The organism is Pseudomonas sp. LBUM1669 (assembly GCF_059695705.1).
In genome coordinates this window covers 1-15167 of record NZ_CP166786.1, presented here as the reverse complement: position 1 = coordinate 15167, position 15167 = coordinate 1, and the positions used below count along the sequence as shown (strand labels likewise).

The following is a 15167-nucleotide window of genomic DNA, read 5'->3' as shown; positions in this document are numbered from 1 at the left end:
AAAGTCGAAAAGGTGCGGCCGGTCAGCCCGGCCGCTGGCATACATTTAAAGTTCTGCGCCCATTCCGCGGTTGCGGGTTTTGGGCGTCGGCTCATGGCCTGCCATCTGTTTGAGCTTGGCCGGGGCATCTTTTGGCAAGCTCACTTCGCGGCCTGCCTCAACGGCCTCGATCAAGGCTTTTTTGGCGGGTTCTGGAAGTTTTTTCCACGACACAGCAGCACCATCGGCGCCTTGTGCTGCATGGTTCAAAACATGCTCCCGCTCATCGCTGGCCTTGTCGTGCATGGCCTCGGTCTTGCGACTGATGCCAGCCTTAACGGCTGCTGCTGAGCCCGTGCCCTTGCCTTTGCCGGTGACACCATCGGCGGCCATGCTGCGCACTTCGCCAAGCTGCGATTGCGCGCTGGCCAGCACCTCGGCCGCGTGGCCTCGCTCGGTGGCCACCGTGGCATCGTCTGCGCTGGTGGTAGGGTCGTTACGGGCCTCCATGTCGCGTGTGCGCGCCAGGGTGGTTAGGCGCTCGGCGGTGACGGCCGCGTCACGCTTGGCCACGGCCATTTCTTCGCCGAACATCCGGCGGGCCGCCTCGTCGCCGTTCGCCGTGGCGAGGTCGTTCCAGTCCGACCCCTTGTCGCCATCTTTGAACTTGGGAACGATGACGCCACCGCCATGCTTCACGGCGGCTTCTTGAGCCTTCACAAGCCCGACATTGACCTTGGGCTTGCCGTTGGCATCCAGCGTCTTAGGTGCGTTATGGTCGTTGTCGGAAGCAAACAGCAACGGTCGGCCGGGGTTGCGCTCGCGCAACTGACCGGCGACGGCATCAAGGTTGCCGCTGTCGAATGCCACGATCACCGGCTGGCCACCCATCAGGCGCGACACGGTGTCGCCCGTGGCGTAGCCTTCGGCAAGCACCAAAGGGGTGTCCTTGGTCTGGTCGAGGAACTTGGTCGAATCACCCGCTACTGTGAACAGGCCAGCTTTTCGACCGTCCTTCATAAAGCTTTTGAAGTACGGGTTTACGCTTTGCAGCGTCCACATTTTGCCGTCCGCGTCGCTGCCTGGAATCAGCAGATCGCCCGCCTTGAACACGCGGTTTTTCGGATCGGCTTCGCGCAGCTCCTTGGCCTCTTTCGCCGTTTTGGCAATCTTGATCCCCAGCGCGGCAGCCTCCGGCGATACGCTGGAAGGCACCACACGCAGCCCCGCAGGGTTGGTAATGCCCTTGGCCTTGCAATAGGCGTTATCGCCAGTGGCGGCCGGGGATTCCTTCCACAATGCCTGTGCAGCGGTGGCCGTGGCGTTATGTCCTGCAGAACGTGCGTCGTCGCGTTCCTGACGCAGTTTCGCGGCCTGGGTCGCCTGCTCGGCGCGCTGTTCGGCGGTCAGTTGCTCGGTTTTGCCTTCGGGCTTCCAATGCACCACTTCGCCGGTTTTATAGTTCTGGATAAAACCGCCGTAGATCGAACCGCCGTCTGACGTTGGGTCTTTGTGGAAGGCATAGGCGCCACTGGTGCCGCCGCCCTTCTCTCCCACGGTCGGTACACGGTGCATCTTGCCGTCATCGACCGGGTGCGTTTTCTTGTCCTTGGCAGCGGCAACGTCGAGCCCTGCATCCTTGAGCGCTTGCAAAAACTGTACTTCCGGGGTGTCGGGTTCTTTTTCTTTGACCACGCCCGGTTTGTCGAGGCTCCAGCGGGCAAGGCCGGACGCGGCCACGTCTACGCCTGCTTCGGCGTACCATGCTTTTGCCTCTTTATCCCACTTGGCGCCCTGGGCCTTGGCTTCGTTTTTCTCGGCATAGGGCACCGCCAGATAGGTGCGCGACGGCATAGGTTTCTCCGGTTCTACGTGCAACACGGCACGGGTCGGGGCACGCTCGGCATCGAGGCCGATTTTCTCGGCGCGAGATACGGCGTTTTTTTCGGCGGCGTCGTCGTCGGCACCAAAGCCCCACGCTCGACGGCCATCGGCCAGATGCACAAACACGGCGTTTTCTCCGGCGTGTTGCGCGGCATCTTCTGGAACCATGCGGCGGCTCTGGACGGTGTACGCGGTCGGCTCCGGCGCGGCCTGCTGCGCATGGTCTACCGGGGCGCTTTGCTCGAGCTTTTTTTCCGCTTCATGGCGGTCTATCGCCACGCGCAGAGTGGCAGGCTGACTCTCATCGTCGTTCGATATGTAGGCCGAAAGGCGCTGGCCATCTAGCGACGTATAGAGCTTCCCATCGGTGAACAGGTCGGAACGAATGCCGGTCGGGTTGCCTTCGCGGTCGCTGTATGTAACCGCATAGGTCCCGGTCAGGTCGTTGGTTTCGCTGTCCGGTGCGTAGTCGATGCGCGCGGTGTAGCCGTTACGCTCGGCCTCGGCTTTCATCATTTGCCAGCTTTCCAGCGGCGAGTAACCTTCAACCGCGTTTTCGTGCAGCTCTTGCAGTTCGGCGGCCAGTTCCGGGGTTATCTCCGGCACCGGCTGACGCTCGGCGGCCTGCTCTTGGCTCTGCTCATGCTCGAAGCCCATCACGAAAGCACTGATCCGCTCAGCGTCAGCGGCGGCCCGGAAAATCTCTTTCGGGTCTTCCTGTAGCTTCTTGATCCACGAACCGACATAGGCCGCGTGTTGGCCTGGGTCATGGCCAATGTCGAGGCGTTCGCCGATCATCAGCGAAGCGATTTCGGCGCGCAGTTCTTCGCGGGCATAACCTTCTGAGCCGAACGGGTGCGACAAGTCGCGATCAAGGCGCGACGGGTGCCCGGTCCAGTGGCCAACTTCATGCAACGCGGTCGCATAGTAATTGTCGGGTGTAGGGAACTGCTTACGCTCTGGCAGGGTGATGCTGTCCCGGCCGGGGCTGTAGAAAGCACTGTCGCCTGCTACGTGATGGATCGTCGCGCCGGAGTTGGTCAGGATCTTTTCTGCCAGTGCATGCCGCTCTGGCTCGGGGCCAACGGCCCGCGCTTCGAGCGGCGGCAAGCCGTCGATCTGCGAAGCATTGAACACAACGGCGGTGAAGGACCGTGGCCGCTCAAGCTGGACGTTAATCGTCTTCTGCTTTCCGGTTTCCGGGTCAATCACCGGCTTACCCTGTTCGTCGGTTAGCTTCTTCTCGTCGCTGAACTTCCAATAGACGATTTGGGTGCCCTTCTCTCCTTTGCGCACCTGGGCGTCTTCCCCTGCCGCTTGGTTGTAGGTCATCCAACGCGGGTCACTGTGGCCCTGCATGTGCAGCCATAGTGTGTTCATGCCCCGGTATTCTTTCCCGGTGGTGGGGTTGTAGGGCAAGCGCAGTTCACCCGGCTGCCACGGCTTTTGCCACGGTGCGGTGCCCTGCTGTAACTGCTCGATGATCTTCGCCGCGACTTGTTCGGCGTATTCTTGTTTCATTGTTATTCGCCTCCCTTCATCGGGATTTTGATCGTCGCATTAGCGATGATTGCTTGAGCGGCGTCCGGCTCCATTTTCGCAATGTCGGACGTGTCGAGTTCGACGGTCTGACGCACTACCTTGCGGGAAAACTGGATCGCGGTTCCCTCGTCGTCGGCCGCAATATCGGCGTTCGATTCCCAAGCATCGGCCTCGCTCATTGCCGTTTCCTTGAACGCGCCGTTTTCCTCGGCCTGATCGGCCGTATGCTCGACCTGTACGCCCGGCGTCTGTGCATCGTCCTGAGACTTGCTAACGACCGGATCGACGCGCTGGGCCAAAGCTGGTGCCTCTTCCCCTTTGGTGCTGCTCATGGCTTCTTCCTTTTTCGGTGGTTGTTTGAATGACACGGCGGTATCTGCTGCGTAAGGATTGAACGCGGGCACACTGACCAGCGCTGTGGTTTGGCCATTGACCCCGTACCGGGCCAGATAGCCGTTGGTGAATCCTTTCTCAAAGTCGCCCGTGTTGTAGGCCGACAATGCGGCCTTCAACGCGGCTTGCTCGGTTTTGTATTTCGGCAGTGCCGAGGCATAAAACGCGGTCAAGACACGCGCACCGGCTGCAAGGTTTTTGCACGGATCAAACATGTCCTCCACGCTGTAACCCAGCGCATTGAGGTTCTTGCTGTTGACTTGCATGTAACTCAAATCGACCGAGTGCCCCGCCTCTATGGCCATGTACGCGACTGTCACCGCGTCCTGCACGGTCTTGATTGCGATAGGGCTCTTGAACGTCACTTTCTTGCGCTCAGGCTTTGTTTTGCCGTCCGCTGTAACGACCATTACGGGGTTGCCGTCTTTATCCTTGGCGTTCACCCACTTGACGTTGGCATTGACGGCCAGCGGCTGCCCTGCACTCTCGACGGCGATGATGCGTTCCAGGGTGGCGGGTGCGACGTTGGGCGCACAGGCAGCCATCATTTCAAGGCCGATCATTGGTGGTTCACTCCTGTGGTGATGGCCGCCGGATCGCCGTGAACAGCAATAGGGGTGGCGATGCCGCGCACGGTGGCCAGCTCCACCGGGCCGAAATAACGGCTGTCAAAGCTGCCAGCGCTGTAGCTCGAAAACAGCCACGCTTGGCCTTGCTCGACGGTGTAGGTTCCATCTGGCCACGCCGGAATCGCGGGCATGGCCACGGTGTTCGGCAATGCCACACCGTTGACCGTCGCAAGCTGGCCATGCTGTAAGCGGATGGTGTCGCCGGGGACGGCCGACACGGGCTTGAGAAGCGCTGTCACGGCCAAGCCTGCGCAGTCACCCGGCGACAGGTAGCCGCGCTGCACCATGACGCTGACAACCGGCGAGGCCGGGGGGCAGACTTCGACCAGCGCGCCGCGCTTGATGCTGGCCACGTCAGCGGCCTGCACAAGCCAAAGGCCATGCGGAGCGGAGTCGGTCAGGTTCAGCCGCAAACCAGCGGCATGGCCGATGGTAAAAGCGGCACCCAAAGCGATGGCCACGCTGATTGCGGCGATTCCGAAGCGGCGGCCAGTCATTGGACGACAAAGCCCCCGCTTGCGGGTGTTCCAGGCTTCGCGGCCGGGGTGATGCTCGCACTGTCAACGCGAACCACGTCGGTAGGTGGCGGGGGAATCAGCGAACGCTTTGAAAATACCGGGTCCTTGAAGTACAGAATCTGGCGGCCTTTGATGACTGGCTGACCGGCGACGAAAATTAGCATTTCACCCGCTTCGGTGATGAGGTCTTTTGTCGTCCCGTCGTCCTGCTTCACGGTGATTTTGGTTGGTCCGGGCAGACGCATGATTTCATCAGGGGTCATCAATGCCCGTTGGGTCTGCTGGTAGCTGCGCGTCACCTGCTCCAACATCAATCCGAACCGTTTACCGGACGTAGAAACATTCTCTGACACGACGGTGGTTTGGCCCGTCATCTTGCTCATCCACTCGGCCGTGTTGTAGTTGTTCGGCGCAAACGCGACGCGGATATGGCAGTTGGAAATGATGCTCTCGTAGTTGGTGTATGCCTTATAGAGCTGTTGCACGTCCTGCGTGATGATGTAGGCCTTAATACCGTAACCGGCGATTTGAGCCAGTGCGGTTTCAAAAACTTCGATTTTGCCCAGCGATGGGAACTCATCGAGCATGAGCAACAGCCGGTGCTTGTGCGCAGTTTTGGCGCGGCCTTGGTCGTACTCCATTTCATCGGCCAAGCTCAACACGATTTGCGTGATTAACAGGCGCGCTAGAGGCCGCAAACGGTCGGTGTTGCGCTGGCTTGTGATGAAATACAGCGACACCGGCCGGTCGTGATCCATCAAGTCAGCGATCTTGAAGTCACTCCGTGAGGTATTTTCTCCCACGATGGGATCGCGATAGAGCGACAGTGCGTTGTTCGCGGTGGAAATGATGCTGCCCAACTCACGAGCCGGGGTGCCCAACATTCGACGGCCCACGCCGATGATGACAAGGCGCGATTCGCGGTCGGCCGGATCGGTGGTGTCAAAACGAACGTCGCGCATTTCCTCGAATAAGCCTGAAAGCGCTTTGGGGTCGCCTTCCTCGTTCATATCAAGGTCGTTGTCAGTGTCAGGGGCTGCGAAGTCACCAACACCTGTCAGCATATGTGCGCAGTCTTGCAGGCATGGCGTGCGCAAAATGCCAAGATCGACGTTAACCCCTTTGTACAGCGCGTGAAGGATCAGACCTACCAGAAGCTCGAACGCGGCCGAACGAAAGTGGTTGCTCTCGATGCCTTTGCCGTCGCTGTCTACAACCATCAGTGCCAGTTGCTGCGCGTCGCTGACTTGGAATCGGGTTTGAAAACGAATTTCGCCAATAGGGTTCCATGAACAGCCTTTGCCCGGCTGCGCAGGGTCGTAGCGCAAAACCACGTTTCCAGCCTTTTGCCGCCACCCGGCGGTCATGGCGTACACCTCGCCTTTTCGATCCAGCACAAACAGGCTGGCAGGCCAGCTAAGGCACGTCGGCGTAACCAGACTGACACCCTTGCCGGCTCGGGTCGGTGCAAGTGCCAGGACATGCTCAGGTCCATCGTGACGCAAGTAGACGGTTCGTTCGTTTTCCTCGTCGTCAAATGCGCCACAATAGACGCCTGCACCGGGCTGACCCTCGGGCGGTAAAAGGCCTGTCTGTTTCAGCTCGTCCATCGATGCAAAATGCGCCGTGCCGTGAATGTCATCGTGTTGTCGCGAGCTGCGTGACTTTAAACCGATGACAAGCACGTAAGCCAACATCGCCACCATCACACCGACAGCGAAAATGACAAACGCATAGTTGTAGGTCGTGGGGGCCGAATCGTAGAAACGAAGCATCCAACGCCACCAGTCGAACGGCCCGTAAAGCTGACCGAACAGAGGCTTTCCAAGTGCCGGATGGTAGCCAAGCCGTGAGGCCACGACTTGGGTGCAAACGCTGTTTATGCCGGTGACAAACAACACCAGATAAAGCCCGCCAATAAGCCGTAGCTTGCCAGCGGATGAGTTTTTGTCCTTTTTTTCGCTCACTGTTTTTGATCCTTTTGGTCAAAATTCGCTAGGCACGGCGTCGTAAAAGCCGGATGGCCGACACATGTTTTTAGGAATTCATTGCGTGCATCCCACTCCATCAACCGCAGTTGTGGGCTGTATTTTTCGCGGTCTTGCTGGGATGTCGGGAACCTGGGCAAGCCATCAACTTGAACGGTGCGCCGAACGGCTTCGCGCTGCTCAGGCGTCCACTTGTCGACCGAATCGGCAAGCGGCGTAAGGGCATTAAACACCTGCCAAATAGTGCGGCGCTCTTGCGCCTCCCGGCGACGGCGTAAGGCAGCAGAAATTGCAATGACCACGGCCACCGCAACGAGGCACGTTGCGCCAGTTTCATAGTTCATAGTTCGATCCCTTTGGCTCCATCAATGAATCGGCCCCGTGCATCCAGTTGCACGCTCTGGCCTAGCTTGAACTTGCTTGCTTTGGCTACGACACGCGGCCCGGACGGCTTCACCAACATTTCATCGCCACGCTTCAACAGCAGCACTTCGCTGCCATCGTCCATGCGCCTGCGACCTTGATAGGTAGCCTTACCGGCATCCGTAGGTGCCCATAGCCGATGATAGTCTATAGACGATATTTTGTCTCTATTTTTGTTCCTTTCTTCGATCCATTTTTCAGCCGCTAAGTCAGCAGATACAGGGGCGTTAGGCTGATCGCCCTGCCCTGTTTTTGTCCGCTCCTTGGGTGTCCGTTTTGGCGGATTGATTTCAGCCTGCCACGCCGCTTCCATATCGCCGGTTTCTGTCCGTCTTTCTGGTTGAATTGCGGACGGCTTGACCGCGCTGGCCTTTCCTTTTGGTGCCTGCCCTTGCCCTTTGATTTCGGCCTGCCATTCAATTTCCATAGCCTTGGCTTCGGCTGTTGCCTGTCGCAGCTGCTCCATCAATGGATCGACAAATCGGACATTGAGGCCGTGCATACCGGCGAGCTGCGCGACCTCTTGCCGAAACTCTGTGGTGCCTTCAACGATCAGGTCTTGACCCTCGAAGCGCTTCGAGGCCAGTTCGAGCGCTACCAAAGCCGCACCGGTTGTCGCCTTCTGCGCTTGAACGTGGGTGGTTCGGTCAACAACCATGCCGCCGTCAACCGTGTGATAGGCCATCGTCCCGTCCTTGCGCGCCTTGGGCTTCAACCGCTCCAGAACGACAGCTTTCGCTCTGTCGGACTTCTCGGCGGTCAACAGGTCGCCTTGCCATCGGCGTTCGCGCTGCTCCTGGCTGCGCATAACTTCAATAGCCTCGGTGTTGCCCTTCTCGGCTTGTTTCACAAGCCAGTCAGCCCACGCGGGTGTTGTGGTGTCCTCGAAAAGCTTTTGCCGTCGCTGAGCCATTGCCTTGCTGTTCGCAGCTCTCGATGCGTCACCCTGGTGCTTTATGGTGGCCAGCATCAGGCGGCGACTTGGGCCTTTTGTGGCAACCTTCAGCAACATGCGTTGAGTGTTCCGCCAGTTTTGCAACTGCGCCTTGAACGCCAAGCCATCGCGCTTGATCTGCTCCAAGCCAGCGCGCCGATCTGTGATGCTGCCCTGCCTTTCGCGCTGGTATTGGGCAAAGAGCGCAGCACTCGACGGCGCGGATTGGCGCGGTTTGGCTGTGTATGCTTTGCGGCCTTTATCGCTGCTTTGCTGCTTCTGCTCGGATGCCTCGAACGGACCAAGCCGATCAGTCAGAGCTTTTAAGGAAAGGTCGCGGCCGCAACTGCTGGCCTTCGTCCAGAGCGGAATGTCGGGATCACCGATTACAAGGCCAGCACCGCGCTTATTGACCTGTAGGCCGTGTTCGGCGGCGGCGGCATGTACCTCTTGCCAACTTGTCGCCTTGCGGATCGCTGGAGCCAACTCGCGAGCTGCATAGCCAGTCAGAGTTTCAATCCCGCTTTCCGCTTCAATATCAGCCGCTATCCCTCTTGGCTTTCCATCTTGGCCAACATCTGTTCTATCGCGAACTCCCGGCCGTCGCACGCTTGTAGTGGGGTTTTCTCCTCCGGGGTGTAAACCATCACGTGCAGTATCCGGCAGTAACACTGGATCGACTTTGGTAATACTTGCCATACGGCAGCCGGACAGCGTTCGCAAAGTGTTGAGGGTTTTGGCCTCCGGCTCATCGCCAATCTTGAAATCGTAGGACTCTCGTAAATATCGTCTAAAGCGGGAATCACGCTCATGTGGTCGTTGTCCGGGTTCGAGCTGGATTCGATCATCTCTGTCATTGTCTTTGTCCTTTGTTAATCCATGATTGGTGCGTTCTAGGCCGTATTGTATTTCAAGGCGCTCGCACGCCTTCATAAGCTGACGCTTATCGTAATACGGTTCAATATTTTGCAAGCCCGTTGGGTGGACTTTGTTAATAGCTACGTGGACATGTAAATGGTCAGTATCTTTATGGACCGCCGAAACTCGATGGTGATCCGCATAACCAATGGACGAACATAGTTCGTCCTCGATGGCATGAAGAACTTCCAACGACGGATGTTCACCCGGCGGAAACGAATAAACCAGATGATAGGTTTTATCTGTTTTTGACCGGGTATTAGCAGCCTGAGTGGCTTGTATCAATATAGCCGCTGCCGCCGGGTCGTCAGTACCGCAATTGGTTACTCGATAACTTGCGACCTTTTCGCCTTTAATCGTACTTTCTTTAGTGTCTAATATATAATCAGAAGTCCTAGACCATGTATTAGGATCAATGCCACCAACAGCCGCGACCATATACCGAACCAATCGGGCCGGGTCGGATGTTCCCTTATCTCGTGGTACGCGCTTGGCGATCATCTAACTACCCGCGACATAATAGCTAGGACTTCACCTTGAAGTTTTCGGAAGTCGTTCATCATCGCTTCAACGTCTGTCGGCCTGGCACCCTGACCGCGTTTCTCTGCGAGCCACAATTTCAGCAGACCCGCGACCCGCCCAAGGTCGCCATTGACCTTGGCCAAATCAGCAACGGCGGTCAGGTCTACAACAGACCGAATTGGGTAGTTCATCCCAACGGCTCGCAGGTATCCAGACCGGGACAAACCGGCCTGGGTGGCGCGCTCAGTGATCTGCGCCTTTTCCTCTTCATTCACCCAAACCTCTATGGGTTTTCCGCGTCGGCGGGCTTTCGCTTTGGGTGGCTCGGCGCCGGTCATGGCGTTCTCCTTTCTATATGGCTTTTGCTTCTGTCGCGGCAGCGACGGTGGGCCTCGCAGAGCAAGATTCCGTCGAGCCGAAGGCGAGTAAGGCAAGGTGTTGGGAGGGGGAGGGCGAAGCCCGTACCCGTACAACACACATCTTGCCGTCTTTGCTCATGCGATTGTATGCGATTTGCTGGCACCGGGCCAGCCTAAGCCGGGCTAAAGCCCGGTGGTGCGGCCTTGTCGCACAAATTCGCATTAAATCGCGCTAAATCGCACAAGGCGTATTGACCAATCGCATTAAATCGCGTTAAATCGCATTCAGTCGCACTAAATCGCATAACGCTGTAGACTGAGTGAACGCGAAGGCTCGCGGCGCTCAATAGGAGGAAAGGCAAATGGCGATTGAGACGGCCGAGTCACCCCGCCGGGGTGATGGCAAGATCGCTTTTTTAGCCCGCCTGGACACGTTCCAAGAACTGTTCAAGGCCGGGCACCAACAGCGAAAAGTGTTCGAGAAATACGAAAGCGAATTGGGCATGAGCTATTCCCAGTTCAACCGATACGTCAACAAGTACATAAGGGCGGAAACAGCCGATGGACACCAAAGGAAAGGGCAAGGGAAAAAGCAACAGCCAACCACCCCAGCAGCCTCTACAGGCAGCATTGGCGGATCAGGAGGGGCAAGCCCTGCCCCAACCACCAGCGGCAAGCCAGCAGGCAACAAGCGACCACCAGTCTTCCAGCATGACCCAAGCAGCGGAAACAACCGCGATGACCTTATCTAATCGGAGTGTAGAAAATATGAATGCTGTAACTATCGAAAATCCTCTGACCCAAGCAATTCGCCAAGTTCACTTTACCCTGCAAGGCAAGGGTGGCGTCGGCAAGTCGTTTATTTCGGTTCTGCTCGTTCAATATCTGCGCGGTGTTGGTCAAACTGTTACCCCCGTTGATACCGACCCAGTGAACGCCACTCTTGCCGGTTATAAGGCACTCGGCACTCAGCGCCTTGAACTGATGAACGGCGGCTCACTTGTAGAGCGTAACTTTGACCGTTTGATTGAACAGATTGTTGAAGAAGACTCGAACTTTGTTGTGGATAACGGCGCGGCATCGTTTATCCCACTCTCCTACTACATTGCAGAAAACGACGCCTTTAGCATCATCGGCGAGAACAATAAGCAAGTCGTTATTCATACCGTAGTTACCGGTGGTCAGGCCATGCGTGACACACTGGGCGGTTTGGCGACAATTCTCGAACAAATGCCAGGCGATGCCAAATTGATTGTTTGGCTTAATGAGTTTTTCGGCGACATTGAAGCCAACGGCAAAGGCTTCGAGGATATGCAAGTTTACGTGAACAACAAACATCGAATTCACGGCATTGTGCGTATCGCCCGGCAAACTGGCAGCACTTTCGGCGAAGATGTTAAATTGATGCTCGATAGCAAATTGACGTTTGATGAAGTCAATCAGTCTGACGACTTCAAATTGATGTCAAAATCCCGACTGACCAAAGTTAAAAACGCGATTTTTGAACAACTCGCAGTTGTCCTCTAAAGGGGGTTTCAAATGCGCCCAATGGTTGACTTCGATGAAATTCGAAAACACGTCGCCATTCAGCATAATGTGTTGCTGGGCAAGGATGATCCTATCCTTGTCACAGTAACTGTTAGCGAAATGGTCTTAGACCGCTACTTAGAGTTAGTGGCGGCGCATTACGATGATGCGACACGCGCTTTAGCCGTTAGCACTCAACAACAAGTGGAACAAGCCAAGGAAACAGCCGCCAAGATCATCACCGACGCTTCTACTTACGTCAGCGATCAACTCCGGCAAGCCGTGACTGCGGCCGTAAATGAAGCGGGTGTTGAGCTGCGCCGCCAGATATTGAACGCACAGGCCGCGAGCCGCGACGCGGTGGCCAGCGGTAGGGATGCGCAGTCAGCGAAAAACGGGGCGTTCCTGGCTGCGGCCGTCGCTATTTTGTCGGCGGTCGTAGCGGTCGCTGCGCTGGTTATCGTGCTGGTGAAGTGAGCCGGGGCGCTCGCGTCCGGCTCGGCTTACTAATGGCGTGGTCAGAAGCATGGCGGATAATTAATTATCCGCCAATCTGATGTTTTAATATCCGCTTAGCGGATATTTTTTTATCTGCTAATCGGATATTTTATTATCCTGTTAGCGGATAGATAAGCATCGCCTTAGCGGATTATTAAATATCCGCCTATCGGATATACAAATATCCACCCATAGGATATTAATTTATCCGACATCAATACACGACTAGCCTCCTTGTTTATACTCTATACCGTAAATTTAACTATGCGTATTATACTGTATAGCGTAAAATCAATCTCATTGAAACGAACCAGTGAGGGTGTGGGAATGACTAATTTTGAACGCGCTTTTGAACTGCCGGTTACATGGACTGGAAGCCTGCAAATCCGTGGATGTATCGAAGTAGATGGTTGCGTCGAAGAAGCTGAGGATTGTGCAGCGCATTTTTTTGGGGTTTATGCGCAGGATGCTGCCGGTTTGCACATTTGGGTCGAAGACTGCAACACCCATGCACAAGCCGATGACCTCGCCAAATATCTCAAATCTACAATCTAAACAAGTGACGCCCGGTTCGCCGGGCGTCAACTGCCAGCACACGGAACACGTCATGAAGCCAAGCATTAAACGTATTTGGAGCTACTACCGCAGCGGCACGCTGAAAGAATTGCGCGACAAAGGCCAAATGTCTGAGGCTGAATACCAACGACTGGTTGATAGTGCCAAGGCATATGAAGCAACTCAGAAAACCCAGTGATGAAGGTTCACACCGAATCGCAGACACAAAAAACCCGCTACGGCGGGTTTTTGTTTTGGGCAAAAAAAGGCGTGTTGACCGGCTCCAGGCTAACGCCTCCGCTGACGCATTTTTAATGCACCGCAATTGGCTGAATGGCTAGCCTCAACCCCATAGCACGCAAAATTGCACTCAGGTTGCTGACAGCGGGATTGCCCTCGGCTGAAAGCGTTCGATAGAGCTGGTTCGGGTTCAGGTCTGCCGACTTGGCCACACCCCGGACGCCGCCAAAGGCGTCTGTCATCTGGCGCAGCGCAATCAGTAGTTCGGCCTGATCGCCGTCCTCTAGGATGCTATTCAGCAGCTCTACGGCATAGGCCGGATCACGGCGGAACACGTCAGCCATTGCCGCGTCGTGCGATCTGTCTTTCATTGCTCGCCCTCCTGTTGATTGCTGCGCTTCCAGTCGAGCCAGTAAGCGCACGCTCGCTCTATGTCGGCGGCCTGCTTGCGCTTATCACCGCCGCACAGAAGCAGCACAACCGTTAAGCCCGCCTTGGCGTAATAGACCCTATACCCTGGCCCCGTGTCGATCCGCATTTCCCATACACCTTCGCGCAGAGGCTTGTGATCGCCGAAGTTGCCCAGCTCGACGCGCATAATGCGACGGTCAATGGCAATTTTGGCCTTGGTGTCGCGCACTTTCTCACGCCATTCGGCGAAAGGATCGCAGCCCGCGTTGTCGATGTAGTGTCGAATTTCTATCATGGCGCTATTGTCGTTTTAAAACGATAGAACATCAAGCGAAAAATGTCGATAGGCGGATATATTTTTATCCTGTTGTTTCGTGGCATCGAAAGAAAGGCGGATAGTTTAATATCCGCCTATCTGCTGATTTATTATCCGACTAGCGTTATGTTTTATCATCCGTTAATCGGATAGTTTATTAACATTCTAGTCGGATGATTTAATATCTTTGCAAGGATAGTATATAATCACCCTATGCGGATAGTTTAATATCCGGGCATCAGATAAGGAGTTATCCGCTATGCAGATTCGGGAGCAAGGCCGCAAACTTCAATGCATTCGTTCCGTGTATGACCCGGCGCCGGTGAAGCGCAGCCACCAGAAGGTCGTAGCGACATTCCCGCGCTATATAACATCGATGCCCACAGAAGGCCTCGATGAGCTGACGGTTCAAGAACGTAAAGAGTTGGACGACTGGCTAACCACGAGGCGCAATAAGCAGCAGTCAGAACACCGTTCGTTTGTGGCCAGGAGCGCCGAAAAGTGGCTGGGCGAGCTATCGGCCGCCGTGACGTCCAATGAACCCGCAATGACACCAGAGAGAGCAGCAGCCATCTGGAAAGGCATCAGCGACGTTGCCAAGGCTCTGCGTAAGGCGGGCCATCCCAAACCTAAAGCAGCGCGCAAGACAACCGTTACTCCAGTGGAAGCACGCGCCCCGGTCAAGAAACTGCCAAAAGCGAAAGGGCAGGGTGACGGTCAAGCTCATGCCGCGCAGACTGCTAAGCCCGTCAAGCGGGTAAGGACACCAAAAGAAGGGCCGAACAACCAGAACAAGGCTTGATGTGAGAATTAGCGCGAATTAGTGCGTTATAGCGCGATTTAATGCGATTTAATGCGAGTAAAGAGGGGAGGGGGAGGTGTTGAAACTTTAACACTTCCCCTTTTTGGTGTCGCTTTTGCGGCTTGCCGCATTTGGTTTCCGAGGGGAAAACCCTTACCGCGATTCTATTAATTTTGACTGGTCGCCAACTGTGACCGATGGCAGGTCAGGAAGCATTTCATCGAATGATTCCTGGGACGGTGGCGGAAGTCCTGGCCCGTGCGGCAACTGGAGTTCACCAGCCGCCAGTAGCGGTGTCTGCTTGAGTTCTGGCCCTTCCAACGGTGCTGTTTGTTCCGTGGATGTGACCAAAACGCGAGCGCTGAACGCTGCGTATTTAAGATTCTCGCGAGAGTCAGCCCACGCAATACGGCTGTTGATGATGTAAGCAAGCACGCCGCCGCGTTCGCTACCGACCCGCACGGTCTGAATAAAGTTCTGTTCAACTAGAACAGCCAGCGAGCGCCGAATTGTCATTATCGAGACATTGCAAAGCTCAGAAAGAAGCTTATGGCTGGCTACGAGAGCGGCTTTTTCATCCATGTGCGCAACCAATACGTGCATAAGCTGGGAGGCTTTTGGATGCTTCCCCGAGAGCGCGGCCCAAGCCTCATGCCCGGCACGTTCGGTTTGTACCCAAGTGCCTCTGTTTGCAGGCTGATGGTACTTTTGTGGTCCTTTCTCGCTCAT

At 56.1% G+C, this 15167-nt stretch carries 15 protein-coding genes; 5 read left to right on the top strand and 10 right to left on the bottom strand.

Going from position 1 to position 15167, the window contains the following annotated elements:
• Positions 1-45 precede the first annotated feature (45 nt).
• From ACA051_RS31475 to ACA051_RS31445, 7 genes are read right to left on the bottom strand one after another with little or no spacing between them, the layout of a single operon-like run.
• Positions 46-3384, bottom strand: coding sequence for a zincin-like metallopeptidase domain-containing protein (locus ACA051_RS31475; protein ID WP_497376133.1), 3339 nt, complete (start codon positions 3382-3384; stop codon positions 46-48).
• 2 nt (positions 3385-3386) lie between these two features.
• On the bottom strand, positions 3387-4361 hold the full coding sequence (locus tag ACA051_RS31470) for a lytic transglycosylase domain-containing protein (protein ID WP_497376131.1): 975 nt from the start codon (positions 4359-4361) through the stop codon (positions 3387-3389).
• The gene (locus tag ACA051_RS31465; RefSeq protein WP_497376129.1) at positions 4358-4924 is read right to left on the bottom strand and encodes a S26 family signal peptidase; all 567 of its coding nucleotides are present in this window, start codon (positions 4922-4924) and stop codon (positions 4358-4360) included. The genes ACA051_RS31470 and ACA051_RS31465 overlap by 4 nt, the downstream gene beginning before the upstream one ends.
• Positions 4921-6912 (bottom strand): type IV secretory system conjugative DNA transfer family protein, encoded by a 1992-nt coding sequence (locus ACA051_RS31460; protein ID WP_497376127.1) that lies wholly within the window; start codon positions 6910-6912, stop codon positions 4921-4923. The genes ACA051_RS31465 and ACA051_RS31460 overlap by 4 nt, the downstream gene beginning before the upstream one ends.
• On the bottom strand, positions 6909-7277 hold the full coding sequence (locus tag ACA051_RS31455) for a hypothetical protein (protein ID WP_497376125.1): 369 nt from the start codon (positions 7275-7277) through the stop codon (positions 6909-6911). Before ACA051_RS31455 ends, ACA051_RS31460 begins: the two co-directional genes overlap by 4 nt.
• Positions 7274-9709 carry a TraI/MobA(P) family conjugative relaxase gene (gene traI, locus ACA051_RS31450; RefSeq protein ID WP_497376123.1) on the bottom strand — a complete coding sequence of 812 codons (2436 nt, stop codon included), beginning with the start codon at positions 9707-9709 and terminating at the stop codon, positions 7274-7276. Before traI ends, ACA051_RS31455 begins: the two co-directional genes overlap by 4 nt.
• Positions 9706-10068, bottom strand: a complete 363-nt coding sequence (locus tag ACA051_RS31445) for a plasmid mobilization protein (RefSeq protein WP_497376121.1) — start codon at positions 10066-10068, stop codon at positions 9706-9708. The genes traI and ACA051_RS31445 overlap by 4 nt, the downstream gene beginning before the upstream one ends.
• Positions 10069-10896: 828 nt before the next feature.
• Here ACA051_RS31445 and ACA051_RS31440 point away from each other — a divergent pair.
• The 4 genes from ACA051_RS31440 (at position 10897) to ACA051_RS31425 (ending at position 12868) form a co-directional block, all read left to right on the top strand.
• Positions 10897-11616, top strand: a complete 720-nt coding sequence (locus tag ACA051_RS31440) for a nucleotide-binding protein (protein ID WP_497376184.1) — start codon at positions 10897-10899, stop codon at positions 11614-11616.
• 12 nt (positions 11617-11628) lie between these two features.
• A complete protein-coding gene (gene traM, locus ACA051_RS31435) occupies positions 11629-12093 on the top strand; it encodes a conjugal transfer transcriptional regulator TraM (RefSeq protein WP_497376119.1) in 465 nt (154 codons plus the stop codon).
• Positions 12094-12441: 348 nt separating this feature from the next.
• The gene (locus ACA051_RS31430; protein ID WP_497376117.1) at positions 12442-12669 is read left to right on the top strand and encodes a hypothetical protein; all 228 of its coding nucleotides are present in this window, start codon (positions 12442-12444) and stop codon (positions 12667-12669) included.
• 52 nt (positions 12670-12721) lie between these two features.
• Positions 12722-12868: a hypothetical protein gene (locus ACA051_RS31425; protein WP_497376115.1), complete on the top strand. Its 147-nt coding sequence runs from the start codon at positions 12722-12724 to the stop codon at positions 12866-12868.
• A 112-nt stretch (positions 12869-12980) separates the two neighbouring features.
• On the opposite strand, the gene ACA051_RS31420 is transcribed toward ACA051_RS31425, so the two are convergent.
• Both ACA051_RS31420 and ACA051_RS31415 read right to left on the bottom strand, forming a co-directional pair.
• Complete coding sequence (locus tag ACA051_RS31420) at positions 12981-13280, bottom strand: helix-turn-helix domain-containing transcriptional regulator (protein ID WP_497376113.1); 300 nt, start codon at positions 13278-13280, stop codon at positions 12981-12983.
• Positions 13277-13615 carry a type II toxin-antitoxin system RelE/ParE family toxin gene (locus ACA051_RS31415; RefSeq protein ID WP_497376111.1) on the bottom strand — a complete coding sequence of 113 codons (339 nt, stop codon included), beginning with the start codon at positions 13613-13615 and terminating at the stop codon, positions 13277-13279. Before ACA051_RS31415 ends, ACA051_RS31420 begins: the two co-directional genes overlap by 4 nt.
• A gap of 280 nt (positions 13616-13895) precedes the next feature.
• Between ACA051_RS31415 and ACA051_RS31410 the strand changes: the two genes are divergently transcribed.
• Complete coding sequence (locus ACA051_RS31410; protein WP_497376109.1) at positions 13896-14438, top strand: hypothetical protein; 543 nt, start codon at positions 13896-13898, stop codon at positions 14436-14438.
• A gap of 153 nt (positions 14439-14591) precedes the next feature.
• On the opposite strand, the gene ACA051_RS31405 is transcribed toward ACA051_RS31410, so the two are convergent.
• Positions 14592-15167 carry a hypothetical protein gene (locus ACA051_RS31405; RefSeq protein ID WP_497376107.1) on the bottom strand — a complete coding sequence of 192 codons (576 nt, stop codon included), beginning with the start codon at positions 15165-15167 and terminating at the stop codon, positions 14592-14594.

Bases quoted from the DNA above. Each gene is read 5' to 3' on its own strand.
- ACA051_RS31475 (WP_497376133.1), bottom strand. From the start codon at position 3,384: ATGAAACAAGAATACGCCGAACAAGTCGCGGCGAAGATCATCGAGCAG.
- ACA051_RS31470 (WP_497376131.1), bottom strand. From the start codon at position 4,361: ATGATCGGCCTTGAAATGATGGCTGCCTGTGCGCCCAACGTCGCACCC.
- ACA051_RS31465 (WP_497376129.1), bottom strand. From the start codon at position 4,924: ATGACTGGCCGCCGCTTCGGAATCGCCGCAATCAGCGTGGCCATCGCT.
- ACA051_RS31455 (WP_497376125.1), bottom strand. From the start codon at position 7,277: ATGAACTATGAAACTGGCGCAACGTGCCTCGTTGCGGTGGCCGTGGTC.
- traI (WP_497376123.1), bottom strand. From the start codon at position 9,709: ATGATCGCCAAGCGCGTACCACGAGATAAGGGAACATCCGACCCGGCC.
- ACA051_RS31445 (WP_497376121.1), bottom strand. From the start codon at position 10,068: ATGACCGGCGCCGAGCCACCCAAAGCGAAAGCCCGCCGACGCGGAAAA.
- traM (WP_497376119.1), top strand. From the start codon at position 11,629: ATGCGCCCAATGGTTGACTTCGATGAAATTCGAAAACACGTCGCCATT.
- ACA051_RS31430 (WP_497376117.1), top strand. From the start codon at position 12,442: ATGACTAATTTTGAACGCGCTTTTGAACTGCCGGTTACATGGACTGGA.
- ACA051_RS31425 (WP_497376115.1), top strand. From the start codon at position 12,722: ATGAAGCCAAGCATTAAACGTATTTGGAGCTACTACCGCAGCGGCACG.
- ACA051_RS31420 (WP_497376113.1), bottom strand. From the start codon at position 13,280: ATGAAAGACAGATCGCACGACGCGGCAATGGCTGACGTGTTCCGCCGT.
- ACA051_RS31415 (WP_497376111.1), bottom strand. From the start codon at position 13,615: ATGATAGAAATTCGACACTACATCGACAACGCGGGCTGCGATCCTTTC.
- ACA051_RS31410 (WP_497376109.1), top strand. From the start codon at position 13,896: ATGCAGATTCGGGAGCAAGGCCGCAAACTTCAATGCATTCGTTCCGTG.
- ACA051_RS31405 (WP_497376107.1), bottom strand. From the start codon at position 15,167: ATGAGCGAGAAAGGACCACAAAAGTACCATCAGCCTGCAAACAGAGGC.